We start from the raw sequence: 22,618 nt of genomic DNA, 5'->3' as shown, positions 1-22,618 counted from the left end.
AGTCCATATAAGGGGGGGATTCTGTCGATGTTCGACGAGTCGAGTACCGGGCCCATCGGGTCCCGGCCATTCCGTTCGACCACGACGAGCCGTCGTGACCTGCTGCGCCTGACTGGTGCCGCGGGCGTTGCGGCCTCGTTCGCCGCGGCCGGCGTACCGACTGCGGCGCACGCAGCGTCACGGTCGGGCCCGTCGCACGCGAACAGCAACTTCGATGTGATCATTATCGGCGCCGGCCTGGCGGGTCTCACCGCCGCCCGCGAGCTGCGGCACAAGGGGCGCCGCGTCCTTCTGCTGGAGGCCCGCGACCGGATCGGCGGGCGTACCTGGACCGACACCTGGCGCGGCCAGCAGATCGAGCGTGGCGGCACCTGGGTCGACCAGCGCCAGCCGCACATCTGGCGGGAGCTGCACCGTTACCGCATCCCGATCATGGCGGACACCGGCTCCGCACGGGCCATCCTGCCCACCGTGAACGGATTCCAGGAGTACGACCCGGGCGAGGCCTACGCGCGCCAGGCCGAGCTGTTCACGCCGTTCTTCGACGGCTCGCAGCAGATCTTCCCCCGGCCGTACGAGCCGCTGTACCGGGAGGGCCTGGTCCGCCGCTTCGACGGGCTGTCCCTGCGTGACCGGCTCGACCAGCTCAACTACCCGCCGGAGGATGAGATCCGGCTGACCAGCACCACTGCCCTGTTCGGCGGGTCCAGCCAGCGCGGGGCGCTGACCATGCTCCAGCAGTGGTGGGAGCTGGCCGGCGGCACGTTCGACGACTTCCACGGGCTCAACACCTACCGCCCGGCGACCGGCACGGCCTCGCTGGCCAGGGCCCTGCTGGCCGACGCCGCGCCCACGCTGCTGCTGAACTCGCCGGTCGCGTCGGTGGTCCAGCGCGGCGGGCGGGTGCAGGTTGTCACCCGTGCCGGCAGGCGCTTCACGGCGCCGGAGGTCATCGTCGCGATCCCGGTCAACGTGTGGAGGACCGTCGAGTTCGACCCGCCGCTGCCGGGCGCGCACCAACTCGCCTCCACCCAGGGCATCGGCGTGCCGCACGAGAAGAAGCTCTGGCTCGACCTGGAGCAGCCCGCCGACACGTTCATCGCGGAGGCGCCGGAGGGCTACCCGATCTGCATCATGGGTCGGCTCAACGAGGGCCAGCACGTGGTGGCGTTCAGCGTCGAGGAGACGTTCAACGTCAATCACCGGTCGCAGGTCGACGCGGCCGTCCAGGCGGTCATCCCGAACGCGCGTCTGGCCGCCTACACGGCGACCGACTGGTATGCCGACGAGTTCGCCCTCGGCGTCGGCGCGTTCCGGCAGCCGTTCCAACTGACCACTCTGCACCGGGCGATCCAGCGACCGCACGGCCGGGTCAGGTTCGCCGGCGGCGACATCGCCGACGGCTGGAGCGGCTACATGGACGGCGCGATCGAATCTGGCCTGCGAGTCGCCGGGTCGCCCACCCTGAGCCGGCCCTTCGTGCCCCCGTCCACCGGTGCCATCGCGGTCCCGGCGGTCAACCGCAAGACGTACCGCTCGCTCTGGCAGCTCTGACGCCCAGGTGCTCCGGGTCCCGGCGGCACCGCCGCCGGGGCCCGGACCCCGACCCGTGAGGATGACCATGACTTCCAGCCCCGTGCAGAAGGATCCGTCGGAGGAGCTGTTCTCCTGGCTCCGAAGCATGCTTGACACCCGCCCGGTGTACCGCGACCCGGAACAGGGGTGGCAGGTCTTCGGGTACGACGACATCAGCCGCATCCTGGCCGACACCACCACGTTCTCGTCGGACACCGCCGGCGCGTTCAACCCGCCGCAGGCCGACCTCGACTTCTTCGACATGGGTAACCTCGTCACCACCGACCCACCTCGGCACCGGAGGCTGCGGTCGGTGATCAGCTCGATGTTCACCCCGAGAGCGGTGGCCGGGCTGACCCCGCGGATCGAGCGGATCACGCACTCGCTGTTGGACACCGTCGACGGCGAGGACCGGTTCGAGCTCGTCGACACCCTGACCTACGCCTTGCCGATCACTGTCATCTGCGAACTCATCGGCCTGCCGATGGAGGACGAGCCGCTGTTCAAGGTGTGGGGTGAGGCGCTGGGCACGATCGACGCGGCCACCGTGCCACCGGACCAGCTCGAAAACGAGGTGGCCCCGGCGATCCGGGAGATGAACGCGTACCTGACGGCGCACGCCCGGCACCGTCGCAAGCAGCCCGCAGACGACGTGATCAGTCGGCTCGCCAACGCGGAGATCGACGGCCGCCCACTGGAGGATGGTGAGATTGTCGGCATCACCGGGCTGACCATGTTCGCCGGCCACGCCACCACCATGGCGCTGATCGGCAACGCCGTGCTGCTGTTCGACAGTCACCCGGAGGCGGCGGCCACGATCCGCGCGGACCGCGACCTGCTGCCCGCGGCCATCGAGGAGATTCTGCGGCTCAAGCCGCCGTTTCCGCGATTGGCCCGAATCACGACGGTGGAGACCGAGATCGCCGGTCAGCACGTGCCGAGCGGGGAACTGGTGACGCCGTGGATCGCGGCGGCCAACCGGGACGCCACCCGATTCCCCGACCCCGACTCGTTCGACATTCACCGCAACACCGGCGGCCACCTCGTATTCGGTCAGGGCAGCCACTTCTGCCTGGGCGCGCCACTGGCCCGGCTGGAGGGTCGGATCGCGCTGAACATCCTGCTGGACCGGTACGCAGAAATCGCCGTCGACCACGACGGTGGGCTGGAGTTTGAGAACCCCTGGCAGCTGATCTCGCCGCGGCGGCTGCCGGTGCGAGTGAAGGCGGCTTGATCAGGCCAGTTTGTTGCCGTACACGTGCTCGACCCGGAGGGTGATCAGCATCCGCCGCTCGGCCACCATGACCGAGCGGTATTCCGCCCAGTCCGGGTGCTCCCCGGCGGCGGCCCGGTAGTAGTCCACCAGGGCCTGCACCTCCGGGCCGTCGACGTCGGTGCCGGGACCGGTGAGCGTCACCGTGCCCTCCGCGGTGGCCCAGGACCAGCCATCCGCGCTGGTGACCTCGAGGGCGGCGCGCGGGTCCCGGCGCAGGTTCGCAACCTTCGCCACGCCCTGGCTGGTGGAGACGTAGATGACGCCGGCCTCGCGGTCGTAGTGCGGCTGCACGGGCGACAACTGCGGTCGGCCGTCGGACTTCAGGGTGGCGAGAACGCCGATCTGGCTCTGCGCGAGCAGCGTGTGTGGGTCGAAGGTCGTAGTGGTCATGGCACGATTATGGCGGTTCATACCGATGTGAAGGTCAAGGAGATCCGACGTTGATGATTGGGGAGCTGAGCCGTCGGACCGGGGTTCCCGCTCACCTGCTGCGTTACTACGAGTCGCAGGGCCTGCTGGAGCCGCGGCGCAGCAAGAGCGGTTACCGCGAGTACGTCGAGGACGCCCTGCTGACCGTCGCGCAGATCCGGAACCTGCTCGACGCCGGTCTGTCCACTCGGGAGATCGCCTCCATCCTGCCGTGCGTGTCCGGGCCGGCGCCCGATATCGAGGCGTGCCCGCAGTTGGTCGACACCTTGCACGCGCGGCTGCGCCGGCTCGACGAGAGCATCGGGGCGCTGGTGCGTTCCCGGCGAGCTTTGCTGGGCTATATCGCCGTCGTGGAAGGCGATGTTTCCCCGCCGTACGAGGAAAGTAAGTCCTTTGTTTCTCCTGGCTGCGCCCATAACGGTCACGTGTAATATACATTGATGCTTGGAATTGCCATTTAGTGTCCCAAATGTACGGAAGTTCGGACGATGGCGGCGGCGTTTACGGACCGTAAAACCTATGCGACGTGCATCGTGACAAGGTGTTGTTCTGCGCAGTGACCGGCTGATTACCCGGCCGATAACTTTCGGCGTGACACCTTGCTAGGCTCGCAATGCGGAACCCCTCCGGGCATTCCTCTTTACCGTCGGTGCATTCCTCGATGAGAGGCGGCCGAGCGCAATGGCAATCCAGAATCCAGTGATCAATGGCGTGCGTGAGCACGAGCCGATCGCTGTAATCGGCCTGTCCTGCCGGCTGCCGGCCGCGCCTGATCCGGCGGCCTTCTGGGAACTGCTGCGCGACGGGCGCGACGCGGTCACCCGGATGCCCGAGCACCGCTGGGAGACGATCTCCGCCGACGTGCACAGCGACAGGCTGCACGGCGGCTTCCTGGACGACATCGCCGGCTTCGACGCCGCGTTCTTCGGCATCTCGCCGCGTGAGGCCGTCGTCATGGACCCGCAGCAGCGGCTCGTGCTGGAGCTCGCCTGGGAAGCGGTGGAGGACGCCGGCATCGTCGCGTCGAGCCTGGCCGGAAGCACCACCGCGGTGTATGTCGGTGCCGCCCGCGAGGACTGGACCAGCCTGCTCTACCGGCAGGGGGCGGCGGCGATCACCGCGCACGCCAACACCGGCGTGCACCGGGGCATCATCGCCAACCGCGTGTCGTACACGCTCGACCTGCACGGCCCCAGCGTCACCGTCGACACCAGCCAGTCGTCGTCGCTGGTCGCCGTCCATCTCGCCTGCGAGAGCCTCCGCTCCGGCGAGGCCACGCTCGCCCTGGCCGCCGGGGTGAACCTCAACATCCTCGCCGAGGGCGTGCGGGCCGCCGAACAGTTCGGTGGCCTGTCCCCGGACGGCCGCTGCCACACCTTCGACGCCCGCGCCAACGGCTACGTCCGCGGCGAGGGCGCCGGTGTCGTGCTGCTCAAGCCACTGCGGCAGGCCGTCGCCGACGGCGACCGGGTGCACGCGGTGATCCTCGGCAGCGCGGTCGGCAACGACGGCGCGACCCCCGGCCTCACCGTGCCCAGCGCGGACGCGCAGGAACGCGTGCTGCGCCTGGCCACGCAGCAGGCCGGGGTCGACCCGGCCACGATCCAGTACGTTGAGCTGCACGGCACCGGCACCCCGGTCGGCGACCCGATCGAGGCCGCCGCACTCGGCGCCGCGATCGGTCACGCGCGGCCGTCGGGCGACCCCCTGCGGGTCGGTTCCGTCAAGACCAACATCGGGCACCTGGAGGGCGCCGCCGGCATCGCCGGCCTCATCAAGACGGTGCTGAGCATCTCGCACCGCCGGCTGCCGGCCAGCCTCCACTTCGAGACGCCGAACCCGCGGATCCCACTGGACGCGCTCAACCTCGCCGTCAACGACCGGCTGCGCGACTGGCCACACCCCGACCAGCCGCTGATCGCCGGGGTGAGCTCGTTCGGCATGGGCGGCAGCAACAGCCACGTCGTCCTCACCGAGGCACCCACGCCGGAGGCGGAGCCGGCCGCTCCGGTTCCACCCGGCCCGCCGCTGGTGGTCGTCTCCGGCCGTACCGCTGAGGCTCTGCGCGCTCAGGCCGACCGGCTGGCCCGCTTCGTCGCCGCGCGCCCCGCCGTCGACCCGGCCGCGGTCGGCTGGTCCTCGGTCGCCACCCGGACCGCTTTCGCCCACCGCGGCGTCGTCCCGGCCAGCGACCGCGACGAGTTGGTCGCCGGCCTGGAGGCCCTCGCCGCCGGCCAGCCGGCCGCCGGGGTCGTCACCGGCGCGCCGGCCGGCGGACGGCTGGCGGCGGTCTTCACCGGGCAGGGCGCCCAGCGGGCCGGGATGGGCCTGGGGCTGCACGCCGCGTATCCGGCGTTCGCCGCCGCCTTCGACGAGGTGTGCGGGCACCTCGACCCGCTGCTGCCGCGCCCGCTGCGCGAGGTGATCGCTACCGGGGAGGGCCTCGACGACACGGGGTTCACCCAGCCCGCCCTGTTCGCGCTGGAAGTGGCGCTGTTCCGGCTCTACGAGTCGTGGGGTGTCCGACCGGACCTGCTCGCCGGGCATTCGATTGGCGAGGTGGCCGCCGCCCACGTCGCTGGCGTGCTGCACCTGCCCGACGCGTGCGTGTTGGTCGCTGCCCGGGGCCGCCTGATGCAGGCGCTACCGGCCGGCGGCGCGATGATCGCGGTACAGGCCACCGAGGAGGACGTCGCGCCGGTGCTGGCCGCCGATCCGGGCGGGGTGGCCGTCGCCGCGGTCAACGGCCCCGACGCGGTCGTGCTCTCCGGTGCGGAGGCCGCCGTCCGGGCCGCCGCCGAGACGCTGCGCGCCGCCGGGCACCGGACGAAGCAGCTGCCCGTCAGCCACGCGTTCCACTCGCCACTGATGGACCCGATGCTCGACGAGTTCCGCCGCGTCGTCGCCTCGCTGGCCTTTCACCACCCGCGCATCCCGGTGGTGTCCACCGTGACCGGTGCGGTGGCCACCCCCGAGCTGCTGGCCACGCCCCAGTACTGGGTCGACCAGGTGCGGCGTCCGGTGCGCTTCCTCGCCGCCGCCCGCACGCTGGAGGCCGAGGGCGCCCGAACCGTGCTGGAGTTCGGGCCCGACGGGATCTGCGCGGCAATGGTGACCGACAGCGTGCGCGACCGCGCGGCGGTCCAGGCCGAGCCCGCGCTGCGCCGGGATCGCCCCGAGACGCAGACCGTCGTCGCGGCGCTGGCCCGCGCGTACGTCCGCGGTGCCGAGGTGGACTGGCCCGCGGTGTACGCGGACACCGGCAAGCGGCGGATCGACCTGCCCACGTACGCGTTCCAGCGCGAGCGTTACTGGCTCACCGAACTACCCGCCCGGCCCGAGCCGGTCCGCCCGGCCACCGGCCGCCGCGACGCCGGGGAGCTGGTTACCGCGCACGTCGCCGCCGTGCTGGGCCGGAGGCACGATGCGCCGGTCGAGATGGACCTGTCGTTCCGCGACCTCGGGTTCAGCTCGCTGATGACCGTGGAACTACGGGAGAGCCTGGCCGCCGCGACCGGGTTGCGCCTGCCCACCGGCCTCCTCTTCGACCACCCCACCCCGCGCGACGTGGCGGCGGCGCTGGAGGCCGAGCTGGCCGGCGCGGTCGGTACGGTCGATGACGTCGGGGACGCGCCGGTGGCCGCCTCCGAGGAGCCCATCGCGATCGTCGGCATGGCCTGCCGGTATCCCGGCGGCGTGCACTCGCCGGAGGACCTGTGGCGACTGCTGACCGAGCGCGGCGACGCCATCGGGCCGTTCCCCGCCGACCGCGGCTGGGACCGGACGGCCGACGACCGCAGCGCCGTGCGGGAGGGCGGCTTCCTGCTCGACGCCGGGCGCTTCGACGCCGGCTTCTTCGGCATCGCCCCGCGCGAGGCCCAGGCGATGGACCCGCAGCAGCGGCTGCTGCTGGAGACCGCCTGGGAGGCGCTGGAACGCGCCGCGATCGTGCCGGACACGCTGCGGGGTACCCGCACCGGGGTCTTCATCGGCGCCACCACAAGCGACTACGGCCCGCGGATGCACGACGCCCCGGAGAGCGCCGAGGGACACCTGCTCACCGGCACCACGCCGAGCGTGATGTCCGGGCGAATCGCCTACCAGCTCGGCCTGGTCGGGCCCGCGGTCACCGTGGACACCGCCTGCTCGTCGTCGCTGTCCGCGCTGCACCTGGCGGTGCAGTCGCTGCGCCGCGGTGAGTCGACCCTGGCCATCGCCGGGGGCGTGGCGGTGATGGCCACCCCGGGCATGTTCCTGGAGTTCTCCCGCCAACAGGGCCTCGCCCCGGACGGCCGCTGCAAGTCGTTCGCCGCTGCGGCCGACGGCACCGCCTGGTCCGAGGGGATCGGCCTGCTCGTGGTGGAGCGGCTGTCCGACGCGCGCCGACACGGGCACCGGGTCCTCGCCACGGTGCGGGGCACCGCCATCAACTCCGACGGCGCGTCCAACGGGCTCACCGCGCCCAACGGCCTGTCTCAACAACGGGTCATCCGGGCCGCGCTGGCCAACGCCGGCCTCACCACCGCGGACGTGGACGTGGTCGAGTCGCACGGCACGGGCACCACTCTGGGTGACCCGATCGAGGCGGAGGCGTTGGCGGCCACCTACGGCCGGGGCCACCACGATCGGGAGCCGGTCCTGCTCGGCTCGCTGAAGTCCAACATCGGGCACGCGCAGGCGGCGGCCGGCGTGGGCGGTGTGATCAAGATGGTGCAGGCGATGCGGCACGGCGTCGTACCGGCCACCCTGCACGTCGACGAGCCGACGCCGCACGTCGACTGGGCGTCCAGTGGCCTGGCCCTCGCCCTGGCAGAACATCCCTGGCCGGCGGGTGACAGCCCGCGCCGGGCGGCCGTGTCGTCCTTCGGCATCAGCGGCACCAACGCACACGTGGTGCTGGAGGAGGCGCCGCGGGAGACACCGGCCGAGACCGCTGCGGAACCGCGCGGCCGGGTGCCGTGGGTGTTGTCCGCACCCACCGAGGACGGCCTGCGGGCACAGGCCCGACGCCTGCGTGACGCCGTGACCCCCGACGCCCGGTGCTCCGACATCGGCCTCTCCCTCGCCACCACCCGCGCGTCGTTCGCCCGCCGCGCGGTCGTACTCGGCACGGACCTGGCCGAACACCTCACCGGTCTCGACGCGATCATCGACGGTGACGTCGCGCCGCACGTGCTGCGCGGCCCTGCTGCCGCGCCCGGGCGGACCGCGTTCCTGTTCACCGGGCAGGGCGCGCAGCGCGTCGGCATGGGCCGCGACCTGTACGACGCGTACCCGGTCTTCGCGGAGGCCCTCGACGCGGTGTGCGACGCGTTCCGGCCGCACCTCGATCGGCCGCTGCGCGACGTGATCTTCGGCGAGGGCCCGCTGCACGAGACCCGCTGGACCCAGCCGGCCCTGTTCGCCGTCGAGACCGCGCTGTACCGGCTCGCCGCGCACCACGGTGTCGTCCCCGACGTGCTGGCCGGCCACTCGATCGGCGAGCTGACCGCCGCGCACGTGTCCGGCGTGCTGGCGCTGCCCGATGCCACCGCGCTGGTCGCCGCTCGTGGCCGGCTCATGCAGGCAGCACGCCCGGACGGCGCGATGATCGCCATCGAGGCCGCTGAGGACGAGATCACCCTGCCCGACGGGGTGAGCCTGGCCGCGATCAACGGCCCTCGTGCCGTCGTCGTCGCCGGCGACGAGGACGTCGCGACCCGGGTCGCGCAGCGGTGGCGCGAGCGCGGGCGACGGACCCGCCGGCTGACGGTCAGCCACGCCTTCCACTCGCCGCACATGGACGGCATCCTCGATGAGTTCCGCGAGGTGGCCCGAGCGCTGACGTTCGGCACGCCACAGATCCCGATCGTGTCGGCGGTGACCGGCGCGCCCGCCGGTGAGGACGAGCTGCGCTCGCCGGAGCACTGGGTCGGCCAGATCCGCGCCACCGTCCGCTTCCACGACGCCGTGCGCGCCCTGCGCGAGGCCGGCGTGACCCGGTTCGTCGAGGTCGGTCCGGACGCGGTGCTGACCGCCATGGTCGGCGACTCGGCGGCGGACGAGCCGGTCACCGCGGTCGCGCTGTGCCGGGCAGCCGAGCCGGAGACCGAGGCGTACGCCCGGGGTCTGGCCCGGCTGTACGCCGACGGCGCCGCTCCCGACCTCGCCGCCCTGTTTCCCGGCGCGCGGCGGGTGGACCTGCCCACGTACGCCTTCCAGGGAGAGCACTACTGGCTGCCGCCGGGCAGCCCGGCCCGCGCCGGGGACCTCGGCCTCGACCCGGCCGATCACCCGCTGCTCGGCGCGGCGGTCGACGGCCCGGCCGGCGAGCACCTCGTCCTGACCGGCCGGATCTCCCCGCAGACCCATCCGTGGCTCGCCGACCACGTCGTCGCCGGCAACGTCCTGCTGCCCGCCACCGCGTTCCTGGAGTTGGGGTTCGCCGCGGCGGAGCGCACGGGTGCGACCGGCGTCGACGAGCTCACCCTGGAGGCCCCGCTGGCCCTGCCGGGCACCGGCGCGGTGCGCGTTCAGGTCCGGGTGGACGCGGACGGGCGGCGGTTCAGCGTCCACTCCCGCCCGGATGGCGACGACGCCGCGGCCTGGACGCGGCACGCCACCGGAACACTCGCCGACACTGCCGCGCCACCCGCGCCGGAGCGGGCCGCCACGTGGCCCCCGCCCGGCGCCGTCGCCGAGACGCTCACCTACCCGCAGCTGAGCGACCTCGGGTACGACTACGGTCCCGCGTTCCAGGGGCTGACCGCGCTGTGGCGCGCGGGCGACGACCTCCTCGCCGAGGTGCGTCTGCCCGCCGAGCTGCACGACGATGCCGCACGGTTCGGGCTGCACCCGGTCCTGCTCGACGCCGCACTGCACCCGCTGCTGCCCGGCCTGCGCGACCCGAACCGCCCGCAGGACATCCGCCTGCCGTTCGCCTGGTCCGGCATCACCCTGCACACCACCGGCGCGACCATGCTGCGGGTGCGCATCACGCCGGCCGGCAACGACACGGTCCGGCTGGCCCTGACCGACCCGAACGGCGTCCCGGTCGCCACTGTCGAGTCGCTCACCCTGCGTCCGGTCGACCGCGCCCGGCTCGCCCGCCGGTCCGCGCTCCACACCGTCGACTGGGCCTCGGTGCGTGTCCCGGACGCGCCCACCGGGCGGCCGGCGGACCTCACCGGTGACGACCTGTCCACGGTGGTCGGCGCCGACCTCGCGGTCCTGACCCTCGCCGCCCCCGCGGAGCACACCCCGGCCGCCGCCCGTGCCGCCACCACCCGGGTCCTGGATCTGCTGCAACGGTGGCTGGCCGACGAACGGTTCACCGAGACCCGGCTCGTACTGGTCACCGCCGGGGCGGTCGCCGTGCGGACCGGCGACGACGTGACCGACCTGGTGCACGCCCCGCTGTGGGGCCTCGTCCGGTCGGCGCAGACCGAGAATCCCGGCCGACTGGTCCTCGTCGACGTCGACGGCGACACCACCGCCACGGCCCTGATCCCGGCCGCCGTCGCCACCGGCGAGCCGCAGCTGGCGATCCGGTCCGGCCGGCTCTACGCGCCGCGCCTCGCGGCCGCCGCGCCCGGCGCGGACGTCCCGGACCTCAGCGGCGACACCGTGCTGGTGACCGGTGGTACGGGGGCGCTCGGCGGCGTGGTGGCGCGGCATCTCGTGCGGCGCCACGGCGTGCGGCGGCTGGTTCTGCTCAGCCGTCGCGGGGTGGCCCAGGAGGGCTTGGTCGAGGAGCTGACCGGGGCCGGGGCGCAGGTGTGGCTGGCCGCCGCCGACGTGGCCGACCGTGCCGCCCTGGCCGCCGTGCTGGCCGAGCACCCGGTGACCGCGGTGGTGCACACGGCGGGGGTGACCGACGACGCCACCTTCGGGTCGCTGACCGCCGGGCAGGTGGACGCCGTCGCCCGGCCGAAGATCGATGGCGCCTGGCATCTGCACGACCTCACCCGGGACCGGCGGCTGACGGCGTTCGTGACGTACTCCTCGGTGGCCGGCGTGCTCGGCACCCCGGGCCAGGCCAACTACGCCGCGGCGAACACGTTTCTGGACGCCCTCGCCGCGCATCGCCGGGCCGCCGGCCTGCCCGCGCACTCCCTCGCCTGGGGGCTCTGGGACGCCACCGGCGGTATGGGCGCCCGCCTCGGTGACGCCGACGTCACCCGGTGGGCCCGCTCCGGCGTCCTGCCGCTGGACGCCGAGCACGCCATGCGTCTGTTCGACGAGGCACTCGCCGGCGACGCGGCGCTCACCGTGCCCGCCGCCCTGGACCCGGCCCGGGTGTCCGCCGACGACCCGCCCGCGATCTGGCGCGCGCTGGTCCGCCCGCGCCGCACGCCCCGCGCCCCGACCGCCGCGACGACCACACCCGGTGGCTGGGCGGCCCGGCTCGCCGCGCTGGCCGCCGAGGACCGACACGCCGCGGCTCTGGACCTGGTCCGCACCGCGGCGGCCACCGCGCTCGGCCACGCCTCGGGCGACGCCATCGAGCCGGCCCGCGCGTTCCGGGAGCAGGGCTTCGACTCGCTGACCGCGGTCGAGCTGCGTAACCAGCTCGCTGCTCTCAGCGGGATGCGACTGCCGTCCACAGTCGTCTTCGACCACCCCAGCCCGGACGCGCTCGCCGCATTCCTGGCGACCCAGGCGTCAGGGGACGCGGCCGTCGAGCAGACCCGGGCACGAGTCGTGGAGGCCACCGACGAGCCGATCGCGATCATCGGTATGGCCTGCCGTTACCCCGGCGGGGTGAGCTCGCCGGAGCAGTTGTGGCGGCTGGTGGCCGACGGTGTCGACGCGATCAGTGGCTTCCCCGACAACCGCGGCTGGGACCTGGAGCGCCTGTACGACCCGGACCCCGCGCAAACCGGCACCTCGTACGTCCGGGAGGGCGGTTTCCTGCACGACGCGGACCTGTTCGACCGAGAGTTCTTCGGCATGTCGCCGCGTGAGGCGACCGCGACCGACCCGCAGCAGCGTCTGCTGCTGGAGACCGCGTGGGAGGCGTTCGAGGACGCGGCGATCGACCCGGCCACGCTGCGCGGCCGCGACACCGGTGTGTTCGTCGGCGCGATGTACGACGACTACGCCTCCCACCTGCCCGCGGTGCCCGCCGAGTACGAGGGCTACCTGCTGGTCGGGAACACCGCGAGCGTCATCTCCGGGCGGCTGGCGTACGCGTACGGGTTGGAGGGCCCGGCCGTCACCGTTGACACCGCGTGCTCGTCGTCGCTCGTCGCCCTGCACCTGGCCGCGCAGTCGCTGCGTTCGGGCGAGTCTGACCTGGTGCTGGCCGGCGGCGTCACGGTGATGGCCGGTCCGGGTTCGTTCGTGGAGTTCAGCCGCCAGCGGGGGTTGGCATCGGATGGGAGGTGTAAGTCGTTCTCGGCGGGTGCTGATGGGACGGGTTGGGCGGAGGGTGTGGGTTTGTTGTTGGTGGAGCGGTTGTCTGATGCGGTGCGTTTGGGGCATCGGGTGCATGCGGTGTTGCGGGGTTCGGCGGTTAATCAGGATGGGGCGAGTAATGGGTTGACGGCGCCGAATGGGCCGGCGCAGGAGCGGGTGATTCGGCAGGCGTTGGTGAATGCGGGGTTGGGTGTGGGTGATGTGGATGTGGTGGAGGCGCATGGTACGGGGACGCGGTTGGGGGATCCGATTGAGGTGGGGGCGTTGCAGGCGACGTATGGGGTTGGTCGTGGTGGGGTTCCGTTGTGGTTGGGGTCGTTGAAGTCGAATATTGGTCATGCGCAGGCGGCGGCGGGTGTGGGTGGTGTGATCAAGATGGTGCAGGCGTTGCGTTTTGGGGTGTTGCCGCGGACGTTGCATGTGGATGTGCCGACGCCGCATGTGGATTGGGGTGTGGGTGGTCTGGCGTTGTTGACGGAGGAGCGGCCGTGGCCGGAGACGGGTCGTCCGCGGCGGGCCGCGGTGTCGTCATTCGGGATCAGTGGCACCAATGCGCACGTCATCATCGAGCAGGCCCCCGAGGCACCCTCTGCGCCGGCCGCGCCCGCGCCCGACTCCACAGCGCCCGCGCCCGACTCCACAGTTGCCTGGCTACTCAGTGCCCGGTCCGGCGCGGCCCTCCGGGCCCAGGCGGAACGCCTGCGCGACTTCGTCGTCGACCGGCCCGGCCTGCCGCCGCGCGACGTCGCGCACGCGCTCGCCACCGGCCGGGCCCGGCACGACCATCGGGCTGCCGTCGTCGGTCGCGACCGCGAGGCCCTGCTCGCCGGGCTCGACGCCCTCGCCCGTGGGGAGGAGACAGCGGACGTGGTCCGCGCCGACGCCGGTCGCCGGGGCCGCACCGCGTTCCTCTTCACCGGCCAGGGCAGCCAGCGCACCGGCATGGGCCGTGAGCTGTACGCCGCCGAGCCGGTCTTCGCGGCGGCGTTCGACGAGGTGTGCGACAGGTTCGACGTACCCGTCCGCGAGGTGATCGACGGCGACGACGAGACGCTGAACCGCACCGGGTACGCCCAACCCGCCCTGTTCGCCGTGGAGGTCGCCCTCTACCGACTCGCCGAGTCGTGGGGTGTCCGGCCGGACGTGCTCGCCGGGCACTCGATCGGCGAGTTGGCCGCCGCCCACGTCGCCGGGGTGCTGTCACTGGACGACGCCTGCACGCTCGTCGCCGCTCGCGGCCGGCTCATGGAGGCGCTGCCGGCCGGCGGCGCGATGCTCGCCGTGCAGGCCACCGAGGACGAGATCACCCTGCCGGCCGGGGTGAGCCTGGCCGCCGTCAACGGGCCGCGCGCGGTGGTGGTCTCCGGAGACGAGGACGGTATCGCCGAAGCCGAGCGGCAGTGGCGGGCCGACGGGCGCAAGGTCAAGCGGCTCATCGTCTCGCACGCGTTCCACTCGCATCACATGGATCCGATGCTGGACGCCTTCGCCGAGGTGGTCCGGGGCCTGACGTTCCGGCCGCCCGCAGTGCCGATCGTGTCCACGGTGACCGGCGCGCCGATCGATGCCGCGACGCTCTGCACCCCGGAGTACTGGGTCCGCCAGGTCCGGGTGGCGGTGCGGTTCGCCGACGCGGTGACCCGCATGGCCGCCGACGGCGTGACCGAGTTCGTCGAGCTGGGCCCGGACGCGGTGCTGTCGGCACTGGTGCCGGACCTCGTGCCGGCGGCCGGCGCGGTGGTGCCGCTGCTGCGCGCGGGACGGTCCGAGACACGGACGGCGGCCGCCGCGCTCGCCGTGCTCGGGCTGCGTGGCGCGGCCGTGGACTGGGACGCGGTGTTCCCCGGTGCGGAGCCGACCCCGCTTCCGGCGTACCCGTTCCAGCGGCAGCGCTACTGGCTCACCGCCGCCAACACCCAGCAGGACGCGAACGCCCTCGGCCTCGACACGGCCGGGCACCCGCTGCTCGGCGCCGTGGTGGACCTGGCGGACGGGGGCGGGGTCGTGCTCACCGGCCGGCTGTCCCTGCGCACCCACCCGTGGCTCGCCGACCACGTCGTGTACGGGGCGACACTGCTGCCCGGCACCGCGTTCGTCGAACTCGCCCTCCAGGCCGCCCGGCGCTCCGGCGCGGTCCGGATCGACGAGCTGACGCTCACCGCGCCGCTGGTCCTCGGCGCGGACGACGAGGTGCAGATCCAGGTGGTCGCGGGCGCCGCGGACGACACGGGGCGGCGCGCCCTCGGCATCCACTCGCGCGTCGGCGACCGGCCCTGGACCCCGCACGCCGAGGGGGTCCTCGCCCCCGGCCAGACCACCCCGGCCGCCCCGCTCACACCGCTCGGCGCGGGCACGGAGGTCGCCCTGGACGGCGCCTACGACCGGCTCGCCGACCAGGACTACCGCTACGGCCCGGCCTTCCGTAACCTGCGTCGTCTGCGCCGCGACGGCGACGACCTGGACGCCGACGTGGCCCTGCCCGAGGAACACCGCGACGACGCCGCCCGGTTCACTCTGCACCCGGCCCTGCTGGACGCAGCCCTGCACCCGCTGCTGCCGGCGGTGACCGACCTGTCCGCCCGGCCCCTGGTGCCGTTCTCCTGGTCCGGGATCACCGTGCCCGGTGGTGGCACGGGCGCGCTGCGGGCCCGGCTGTCGGTACGCCGCGCGGACGACGGCACCGTGGCGGTGAGCCTGCGCCTGAGCGACGACGCCGGTCTGCCGGTCGGCTCGGTCGACGAGCTGCGACTGCGCCCGTTCGCGCCCGGCGAGGTGCCGCGGGCCGGACGTCGGCCGGGGGAGGGGATGTGGCTACCCCGGTGGGTCCCGCTGCCGGTTCCGCCCGGCGACGGCGGCGACCCGTGGGTCACGTTCGGTGAGCTGGGTGACGGCCCGGTGCCGCCCGTCGTGGTCCTGACGCTCACCCCGCCCGACGGCGACGCCGACGACCTGCCGGACCGGGCACGGGCGGCGGTGCGCGGAGTGCTGGACGTCGCCCGCACCTGGTTGACCGAGGACCGGTACGCCGACGCCCGCCTCGTCGTGCTCACCCGAGGCGCGGCCGGGGACGACGTCACCGACCTCGCGCACGCCGCGGTCTGGGGCCTGCTGCGCTCGGCCCAGGCCGAGCACAAGGACAGGATCGTCCTCGCCGACGCCGACGAGCACCCGGACACCCCCGAGGCGCTGCGCGCCGCCGTGCACCACGGCGAGCCGCAACTGCTCGTCCGCGCGGGAGAGGTCTTCGTCCCCCGCCTGACGGCGACCCCGCCACCGTCCGGTGGTCACGACCTGGCGGTCAGCGGCGGAACGGTGCTGATCACCGGTGGCACCGGCGCGCTTGGCGCGGTGGTCGCGCGGCATCTGGTACGCCGGCACGGCGTCCGGCGACTGCTGCTGGTCAGCCGCCGCGGCGCCGACCCGCTCGGCGTGGCCGACGAGCTGACGCAGGACGGCGTGACGGTCCGCGTGGTCGCCGCCGACGTAACCGACCGTGCCGAGGTGGACCGGGTGCTCGGGCTGGTCGGCGACGAGTTCCCGCTGACCGGCGTGGTGCACGCCGCCGGTGTGGTCGACGACGCGACGCTGCTGTCACTCACCGCGGAACGGCTGGACGGGGTGCTACGGGCGAAGGTGGACGGCGCGTGGCACCTGCACCGGGCCACCCTGGACCGCGACCTTCCCGCGTTCGTGCTGTTCTCGTCGGTGGCAGGTCTGCTCGGCACGGCCGGGCAGGCGGCGTACGCGGCCGGCAACGTGTTCCTGGACGCGCTCGCCCAGCACCGACGGTCGACCGGCCGCTCGGCGCACTCGCTGGCCTGGGGCCTCTGGGACACCGCCGACGGGATGGGCGCCGACCTGGACCGGGCTGATCTGGCGCGGCTCGGCCGCCTCGGGCTGCGCCCGCTCAGCGTGGCGGACGGCATCGCCCTGCTCGACGAGGCGTTGGCCGTGCCGGAGCCGGTCCAGGCGCTCACCCGGATCGACACGACAGCCCTGCGCGCGGACGGTGACCTGCCGGCCGTGCTGCGCGACCTGGCGCCGGCCCGGCCCGCTACGCCGGCCGCCGCCGAGGCGCCCCTGACCGAACGGCTCGCCGGGCTCGCGCCCGTCGAGCAACACCAGGTGCTCACCGCGCTGGTACGAGCGCGAACGGCCGCCATCCTCGGCCATCGCGACCAGAGCGAGGTCGGGGCGAACCGCGCCTTCAAGGAGCTGGGCTTCGACTCGCTGACCGCGGTGGAGCTGCGCAACCAGCTCAACGCCGCGACCGGGCTGCGGTTGCCCACGACCGTGGTGTTCGACCATCCCGCTCCCGGTGCGCTGGCGGCGTACCTGCGTGACGAGCTGGCCCTCGCCGCACCGTCGGCGGTCGATCCGGTGCTCGCCGACATCGACCAGCTGCGGGCCGCGCTGCCGGTCGTGCTGTCCGACCCGGAGGCGCGGAGCCGAGTGGTGGCCCAGCTCAAGGACCTGCTGGAGCTCGCCGCCGGGGAGACCTACCGGGCCGGCGACGACCGGCCGCAAGACCTGGACGACCTGGATTCGGCGACCGACGAAGAGATATTCGCCCTGGTCAACGAGTTCGACTGACCGCGTCCCCGAGCGTGCAGGGAGACCACCATGTCCGACGAAGATGAGCTCCGCCAGTATCTCAAGCGTGCGGTCGCCGAAGCTCGCGCCAGCCGTCGCCGGCTCCAGGAGGTGGAGGAGCGGGAGCACGAACCGATCGCGGTGATCGCGATGGCCTGCCGCTACCCCGGTGGTGTGCGCAACCCGGAGCAGCTGTGGCAGGTGGTCCGCGACGGTGTCGACGCCGTCGCGCCGTTCCCCGAGAACCGGGGGTGGGCGGCCGATCTGTACGACCCGGACCCGGAGGCGGTGGGTCGCTCGTACGCCCGGCACGGCGGGTTCCTGTACGACGCCGACCTGTTCGACCCGGAGTTCTTCGGCATGTCGCCCCGCGAGGCGCTGGCCACCGACCCGCAGCAGCGGTTGCTGCTGGAGACCGCGTGGGAGGCGTTCGAACACGCCGGGATCGTCCCGGACACTCTGCGCGGCTCGCCCACGGGCGTCTTCGTCGGCGCCATGTACAACGACTACGGCTCGCGGCCGTACCTGCCGGCGGAGGAATTCGAGGGCTACCTGTACGCCGGCAGCGCGGGCAGCGTCGCGTCCGGCCGACTGGCGTACACGTTCGGGTTGGAGGGCCCGGCGGTCACCCTGGACACCGCCTGCTCGTCGTCGCTCGTCGCCCTGCACCTGGCCGCGCAGTCGCTGCGCCGCGGCGAGTGTGACCTCGCCCTGGCCGGCGGGGCCACGGTGATGTCCACGCCGACGTCGTTCGTGGAGTTCTCCCGGCTGCGCGGCCTGTCGCCGGATGGGAGGTGCAGGTCGTTCTCGGCGGGTGCTGATGGGACGGGTTGGGCGGAGGGTGTGGGTTTGTTGTTGGTGGAGCGGTTGTCTGATGCGGTGCGTTTGGGGCATCGGGTGCATGCGGTGTTGCGGGGTTCGGCGGTTAATCAGGATGGGGCGAGTAATGGGTTGACGGCGCCGAATGGGCCGGCGCAGGAGCGGGTGATTCGGCAGGCGTTGGTGAATGCGGGGTTGGGTGTGGGTGATGTGGATGTGGTGGAGGCGCATGGTACGGGGACGCGGTTGGGGGATCCGATTGAGGTGGGGGCGTTGCAGGCGACGTATGGGGTTGGTCGTGGTGGGGTTCCGTTGTGGTTGGGGTCGTTGAAGTCGAATATTGGTCATGCGCAGGCGGCGGCGGGTGTGGGTGGTGTGATCAAGATGGTGCAGGCGTTGCGTTTTGGGGTGTTGCCGCGGACGTTGCATGTGGATGTGCCGACGCCGCATGTGGATTGGGGTGTGGGTGGTCTGGCGTTGTTGACGGAGGAGCGGCCGTGGCCGGAGACGGGTCGTCCGCGCCGGGCCGCGGTGTCCTCATTCGGATTCAGTGGCACCAATGCGCACGTCATCATCGAGCAGGCCCCCGAGCAGCCGGCCCAGGAGGAGACGCCGCCGACGACGGCACTGCCGGTCGTACCGCTGGTCCTGTCGGCCCGCTCGGAGAGCGCGCTGCGCGACCAGGCGCGACAGATCGGCGACCTGCTCGCCCGGGCGGACGTCCTGGACGTGGCGTACTCGCTGGCCACGACCCGGGCCGTGCTGACACACGGCGCGGTGGTGCTCGCGGCCGACCGCGAGGAGGCGCTGCACGGGCTCGCCGAGGCGGCGGTCGACGGATCGGCCACGCCACGGACGACCGCCCAGGACGGCCTCACCGCCTACATGTTCACCGGCGGCGGAGCGCAGCGTATCGGGATGGCCCGGGAGCTGCGGGACACGTTCCCCGTCTTCGCGACCGCGTTCGACGAGGCGTGCGCGGCGCTGAACGAGCACCTGCCCCGGCCGCTGGAGGAGGTGATCGCCTCCGGCGACGAGCTCGATCAGATCAACTACACCCTGGCCGCCCTGTTCGCCGTCGGCGTGGCGCTGTTCCGACTCCTGGAGGCATGGGGAGTACGCCCCGACTACCTGGTCGGCCACTCCACCGGTGAGCTGATCGCCGCGCACGTCGCCGGGGTGCTGTCGCTACCCGACGCCGCCACGCTGGTGACGGCGCGGGGCCGGCTCATGCGCGCCCTGCCGCCCGGCGGCGCGATGGTCGCCGTGCAGGCCACCGAGGAAGAGGTGCTGTCCACCCTCGGCGACGACGGCCGCGCGGTGGTCGGCACGATCAACGGGCCCAGTTCGGTGGTGGTCTCCGGTGACGAGGACGCGGCCCTGGCCGTGGCGGAGATCTGGAAGGAACGGGGCCGGTCCATCAAGCGGCTCCCGATCAGCGTCGCCTCGCACTCACCCCGGATGGAGCCGATACTGGCGGAGTTCCGGCAGATCGTCTCCGGCCTCACCTTCCACCCACCGCGGGTGCGCGTGGTGTCCACGGTGACCGGCCGGGTGACCGGTGACCAGTGGACGGACCCCGACTACTGGGTGGAGCAGATCCGCCGCCCGGTCCGCTTCCTGGACGCGGTCCGCACCCTCGAGGCCGAGGGGGTGTCCACGCTCCTCGAACTCGGCCCGGACGGGGTGCTGTCCGCCATGGCCGCCACCGGCGTGGAGCACGCCGTGGCGATCCCGGCGATGCGCAGCGGCCAGGCCGAGGCACGCACCCTGCTCACCGCGCTCGGCCTGCTGCACGCCCGTGGTGTCCCGGTCGACTGGCCCGCCTTCTTCGCCGGCACCGGAGCCCGACGCACGGACCTGCCGACCTACCCGTTTCAGCGGGACCGGTACTGGCTGGAGCCGTCCACACCCGCGCTGGCCGTCCGCGACGCCAAGGCCGGGCAGCACCCGCTGCTCGCCCCGCCGGTGACCGTGGCCGGCGCCGACGAGCTCATCGTCACCGGCGCGGTGTCCGCGGCGGCCCAGCCCTGGCTGGCCGATCACCCGCTCTCCGACGACGTCGCGGTGCTGCCGGCCGCGGCGCTGGTGGACGCCGTCCTGTACGCGGCCGCCGCGGCCGGCACCCCGGTCATCGACGAGCTGACCGTGGCGGTCACGGTCGCCGTGGCGCCGAGCGGCGAGGCGCCGCTACAGGTCCGGGTGGGCGCGCCGGACGACGCGGGGTCGCGCCCGGTCTCCGTGTACCTGCGTCCGGACCACGACACCCCCGTCTGGACACCTGCCGCCAGCGGCTGGCTGCGCCCCGCGGACGACGACACCGTCACCATCGACCCGGCGGCGACCACCGAGGTCCCGCTGCCGGCGGCGCCGGCCGCCGACGGGTTCGGGGTGCACCCGGCGTTGCTGCACGCGGCGGTGACGACGGCGGCCACACCGTTCCCGGTGCGCTGGCACGGGGTTCGCCTGCACCGGCCCGGCGCGGCCGTCGCCCGGGCGCTGCTCACCCCGGCCGGTGACGACGCCGTGTCGGTCGTGCTCGTCGACGCCGACGGCGCACCGGTCGCGGCGGCCGCGTCGGTGCTGCGACGGGAGCTGCGGCCGGCCGACGTGATCGGCGCTCCCGGACCGCTGCGGTCGCTGCACGAGGTGGGCTGGACGCCCATCACCCTGCGGCAGTCCGCCGGCACTGCCGACTGGGTGGCCCTGGGGCCGGTACCCGGGTCGTACCCGGACCTGCCCGGCCACCCCCACATCGCGTCCGTCGGCGCGGCCGCCGGCTCCGGCGCAGCCGTCCGGGTCGTGGTCGCCAGGTACGAGCCCGGCGCCGACGCCGACCTGGTGGGCGCCGTCCACCAGGCGGCCCGCCGGTTCCTGGCGCTCGTGCAGGAATGGCTCGCCGACGAGCGGCTGGCCGACACGCGGCTGCTCGTCGTCACCCGCGGGGCGACGGCCGCCACCGGAACGGACGACACGGACCTCGACGCGGCGGCGGTCTGGGGCCTGTTGCGCTCGGCGCAGTCGGAGAATCCCGACCGGATCGTGCTCGTCGACACCGACACCAAGGAGATCGCACCCGACCTGCTCGCCCGTATCGCCGCCACCGACGAGCCGCAGACCGTGGTCCGGGACGGCCGGGTCCTCGTGCCCCGTCTGGTCCGCGCGGTTCCGGCGGGCGAAACCGCGTCCGCGTGGCGGCCCGGCGGCACGGTTCTGGTCACCGGCGGCACCGGTGCGCTCGGTGCGGCCGTCGCACGCCACCTCGTCACCGCGCACGGCGTGACCCACCTGCTGCTGGCCGGTCGCCGAGGCCCGCAGGCGCCCGGCGCGGCGGAGCTGGTCCAGGAGCTCACCGGGCTCGGCGCGACGGTCACCATCGTCGCCTGCGACGTCGCCGACCGCGACGCGGTGGCCGGCCTGCTCGCCTCGGTGCCGGACGGACACCCCCTGACCGCGGTCGTGCACGCCGCCGGCGTACTGGACAACGACCTGCTTCCGGCCCTGACCCCGGAGCGGCTCGACGCGGTGCTGCGGGTCAAGGCGGACGCCGCGTGGCACCTGCACGACCTCACCCGCACTCTCGACCTGTCGGCGTTCGTGCTGTTCTCCTCGGTGGCCGGCCTGTTCGGCAGTCCCGGGCAGGCCAACTACGCCGCCGCCTGCGCGTTCCTCGACGGGCTGGCACAGCACCGCCGGACCCTGGGGCTGCCGGCCACCACCCTCGACTGGGGACTGTGGGACGTCGCGGGCGGGATCAACGCGGGTCTGGACGACATCGGCCGGGCCCGGTTCACGCGCGACGGCTTCGTCCCCGTCACGGCCGAGGACGGCCTGGCGATGTTCGACGCGGCGCTCACCGTGGACCGGCCTGTCCTGGTCGCCTCCCCACTCGCCCTGGCGGCGGTGCGGGCCGCCGACCGGATCCCACCCCTGTTCCGGACCCTGGTGCCGGCGACAGCCCACCGCGCGGCGGCCGGCCGCGCGGGCGTGCCGCTGGCCGAACGCCTGGACGGGCTGACCGGCGACGAGCGGCGGACGCTCGTGTTGGACCTGGTCCGCGCCGAGGTGGCGGTGGTGCTCGGGTTCGGTGACCCGGCCGCGGTCGACCCGCACCGGCCGTTCCGGGAGCTCGGCTTCGACTCGCTGACCGCGGTGGAGCTGCGCAACCGGCTCGGCTCCGCCGGTGGTGTCACGCTCCCGGCGACCGTCGTGTTCGACCACCCGACCCCGGCGGCGCTCGCCGACGTCCTGCTCACCACGGTCGTTCCGAACGACGCTCCCGTGCGGCCCACGGTGCTCGACGAGCTGGACCGGCTGGAGGACATCCTGGCGTCGGTCAGCGACGAGTCCTCCCGCTCGACCGTCACCGTCCGGTTGCAGACCATCCTGTCCCGCTGGCTGGAGGCGCGGGGCGAGCCCGACGAACCCGCCACGGACACATCCCTGGACTCGGTGTCGACCGCGGAACTCCTGGACTTCATCGACAACGAGCTCGGCCGCGCCGTCGGCGAGGAGAGGTGAGCCGTC

5 protein-coding genes and 1 pseudogene are annotated in these 22,618 nt (G+C 73.5%); 5 read left to right on the top strand and 1 reads right to left on the bottom strand.

Annotated elements, in window-relative coordinates:
* Nucleotides 1-216: 216 nt before the first annotated feature.
* On the top strand, nucleotides 217-1,554 hold the full coding sequence (locus ACGFIW_RS24810) for a flavin monoamine oxidase family protein (protein ID WP_393320071.1): 1,338 nt from the start codon (nucleotides 217-219) through the stop codon (nucleotides 1,552-1,554).
* A complete protein-coding gene (locus ACGFIW_RS24805) occupies nucleotides 1,496-2,809 on the top strand; it encodes a cytochrome P450 (RefSeq protein ID WP_393320068.1) in 1,314 nt (437 codons plus the stop codon). The genes ACGFIW_RS24810 and ACGFIW_RS24805 overlap by 59 nt, the downstream gene beginning before the upstream one ends.
* Here the strand turns inward: ACGFIW_RS24805 and ACGFIW_RS24800 are convergent, their stop codons facing one another.
* The gene (locus ACGFIW_RS24800; RefSeq protein WP_393320065.1) at nucleotides 2,810-3,241 is read right to left on the bottom strand and encodes a PPOX class F420-dependent oxidoreductase; all 432 of its coding nucleotides are present in this window, start codon (nucleotides 3,239-3,241) and stop codon (nucleotides 2,810-2,812) included. It abuts the gene before it with no gap.
* Nucleotides 3,242-3,294: 53 nt separating this feature from the next.
* Here ACGFIW_RS24800 and ACGFIW_RS24795 point away from each other — a divergent pair, with 53 nt between their 5' ends.
* From ACGFIW_RS24795 to ACGFIW_RS24785, 3 genes and pseudogenes are all read left to right on the top strand, one after another.
* Nucleotides 3,295-3,711: a MerR family transcriptional regulator gene (locus ACGFIW_RS24795; protein WP_393320062.1), complete on the top strand. Its 417-nt coding sequence runs from the start codon at nucleotides 3,295-3,297 to the stop codon at nucleotides 3,709-3,711.
* A gap of 280 nt (nucleotides 3,712-3,991) precedes the next feature.
* Nucleotides 3,992-17,272, top strand: coding sequence for an SDR family NAD(P)-dependent oxidoreductase (locus tag ACGFIW_RS24790; protein WP_393320059.1), 13,281 nt, complete (start codon nucleotides 3,992-3,994; stop codon nucleotides 17,270-17,272).
* Between the two features lie 30 nt (nucleotides 17,273-17,302).
* A pseudogene (locus ACGFIW_RS24785) lies at nucleotides 17,303-22,612 on the top strand (type I polyketide synthase); the annotation flags it as partial.
* Nucleotides 22,613-22,618 lie beyond the last annotated feature (6 nt).

Origin of the sequence: Micromonospora sp. NPDC048935 (assembly GCF_043197875.1) — a bacterium.
Classification (GTDB): domain Bacteria; phylum Actinomycetota; class Actinomycetes; order Mycobacteriales; family Micromonosporaceae; genus Micromonospora.
The sequence above is the reverse complement of the archived record's forward strand: the minus strand, read 5'-3'. Positions and strand labels throughout refer to the sequence as shown.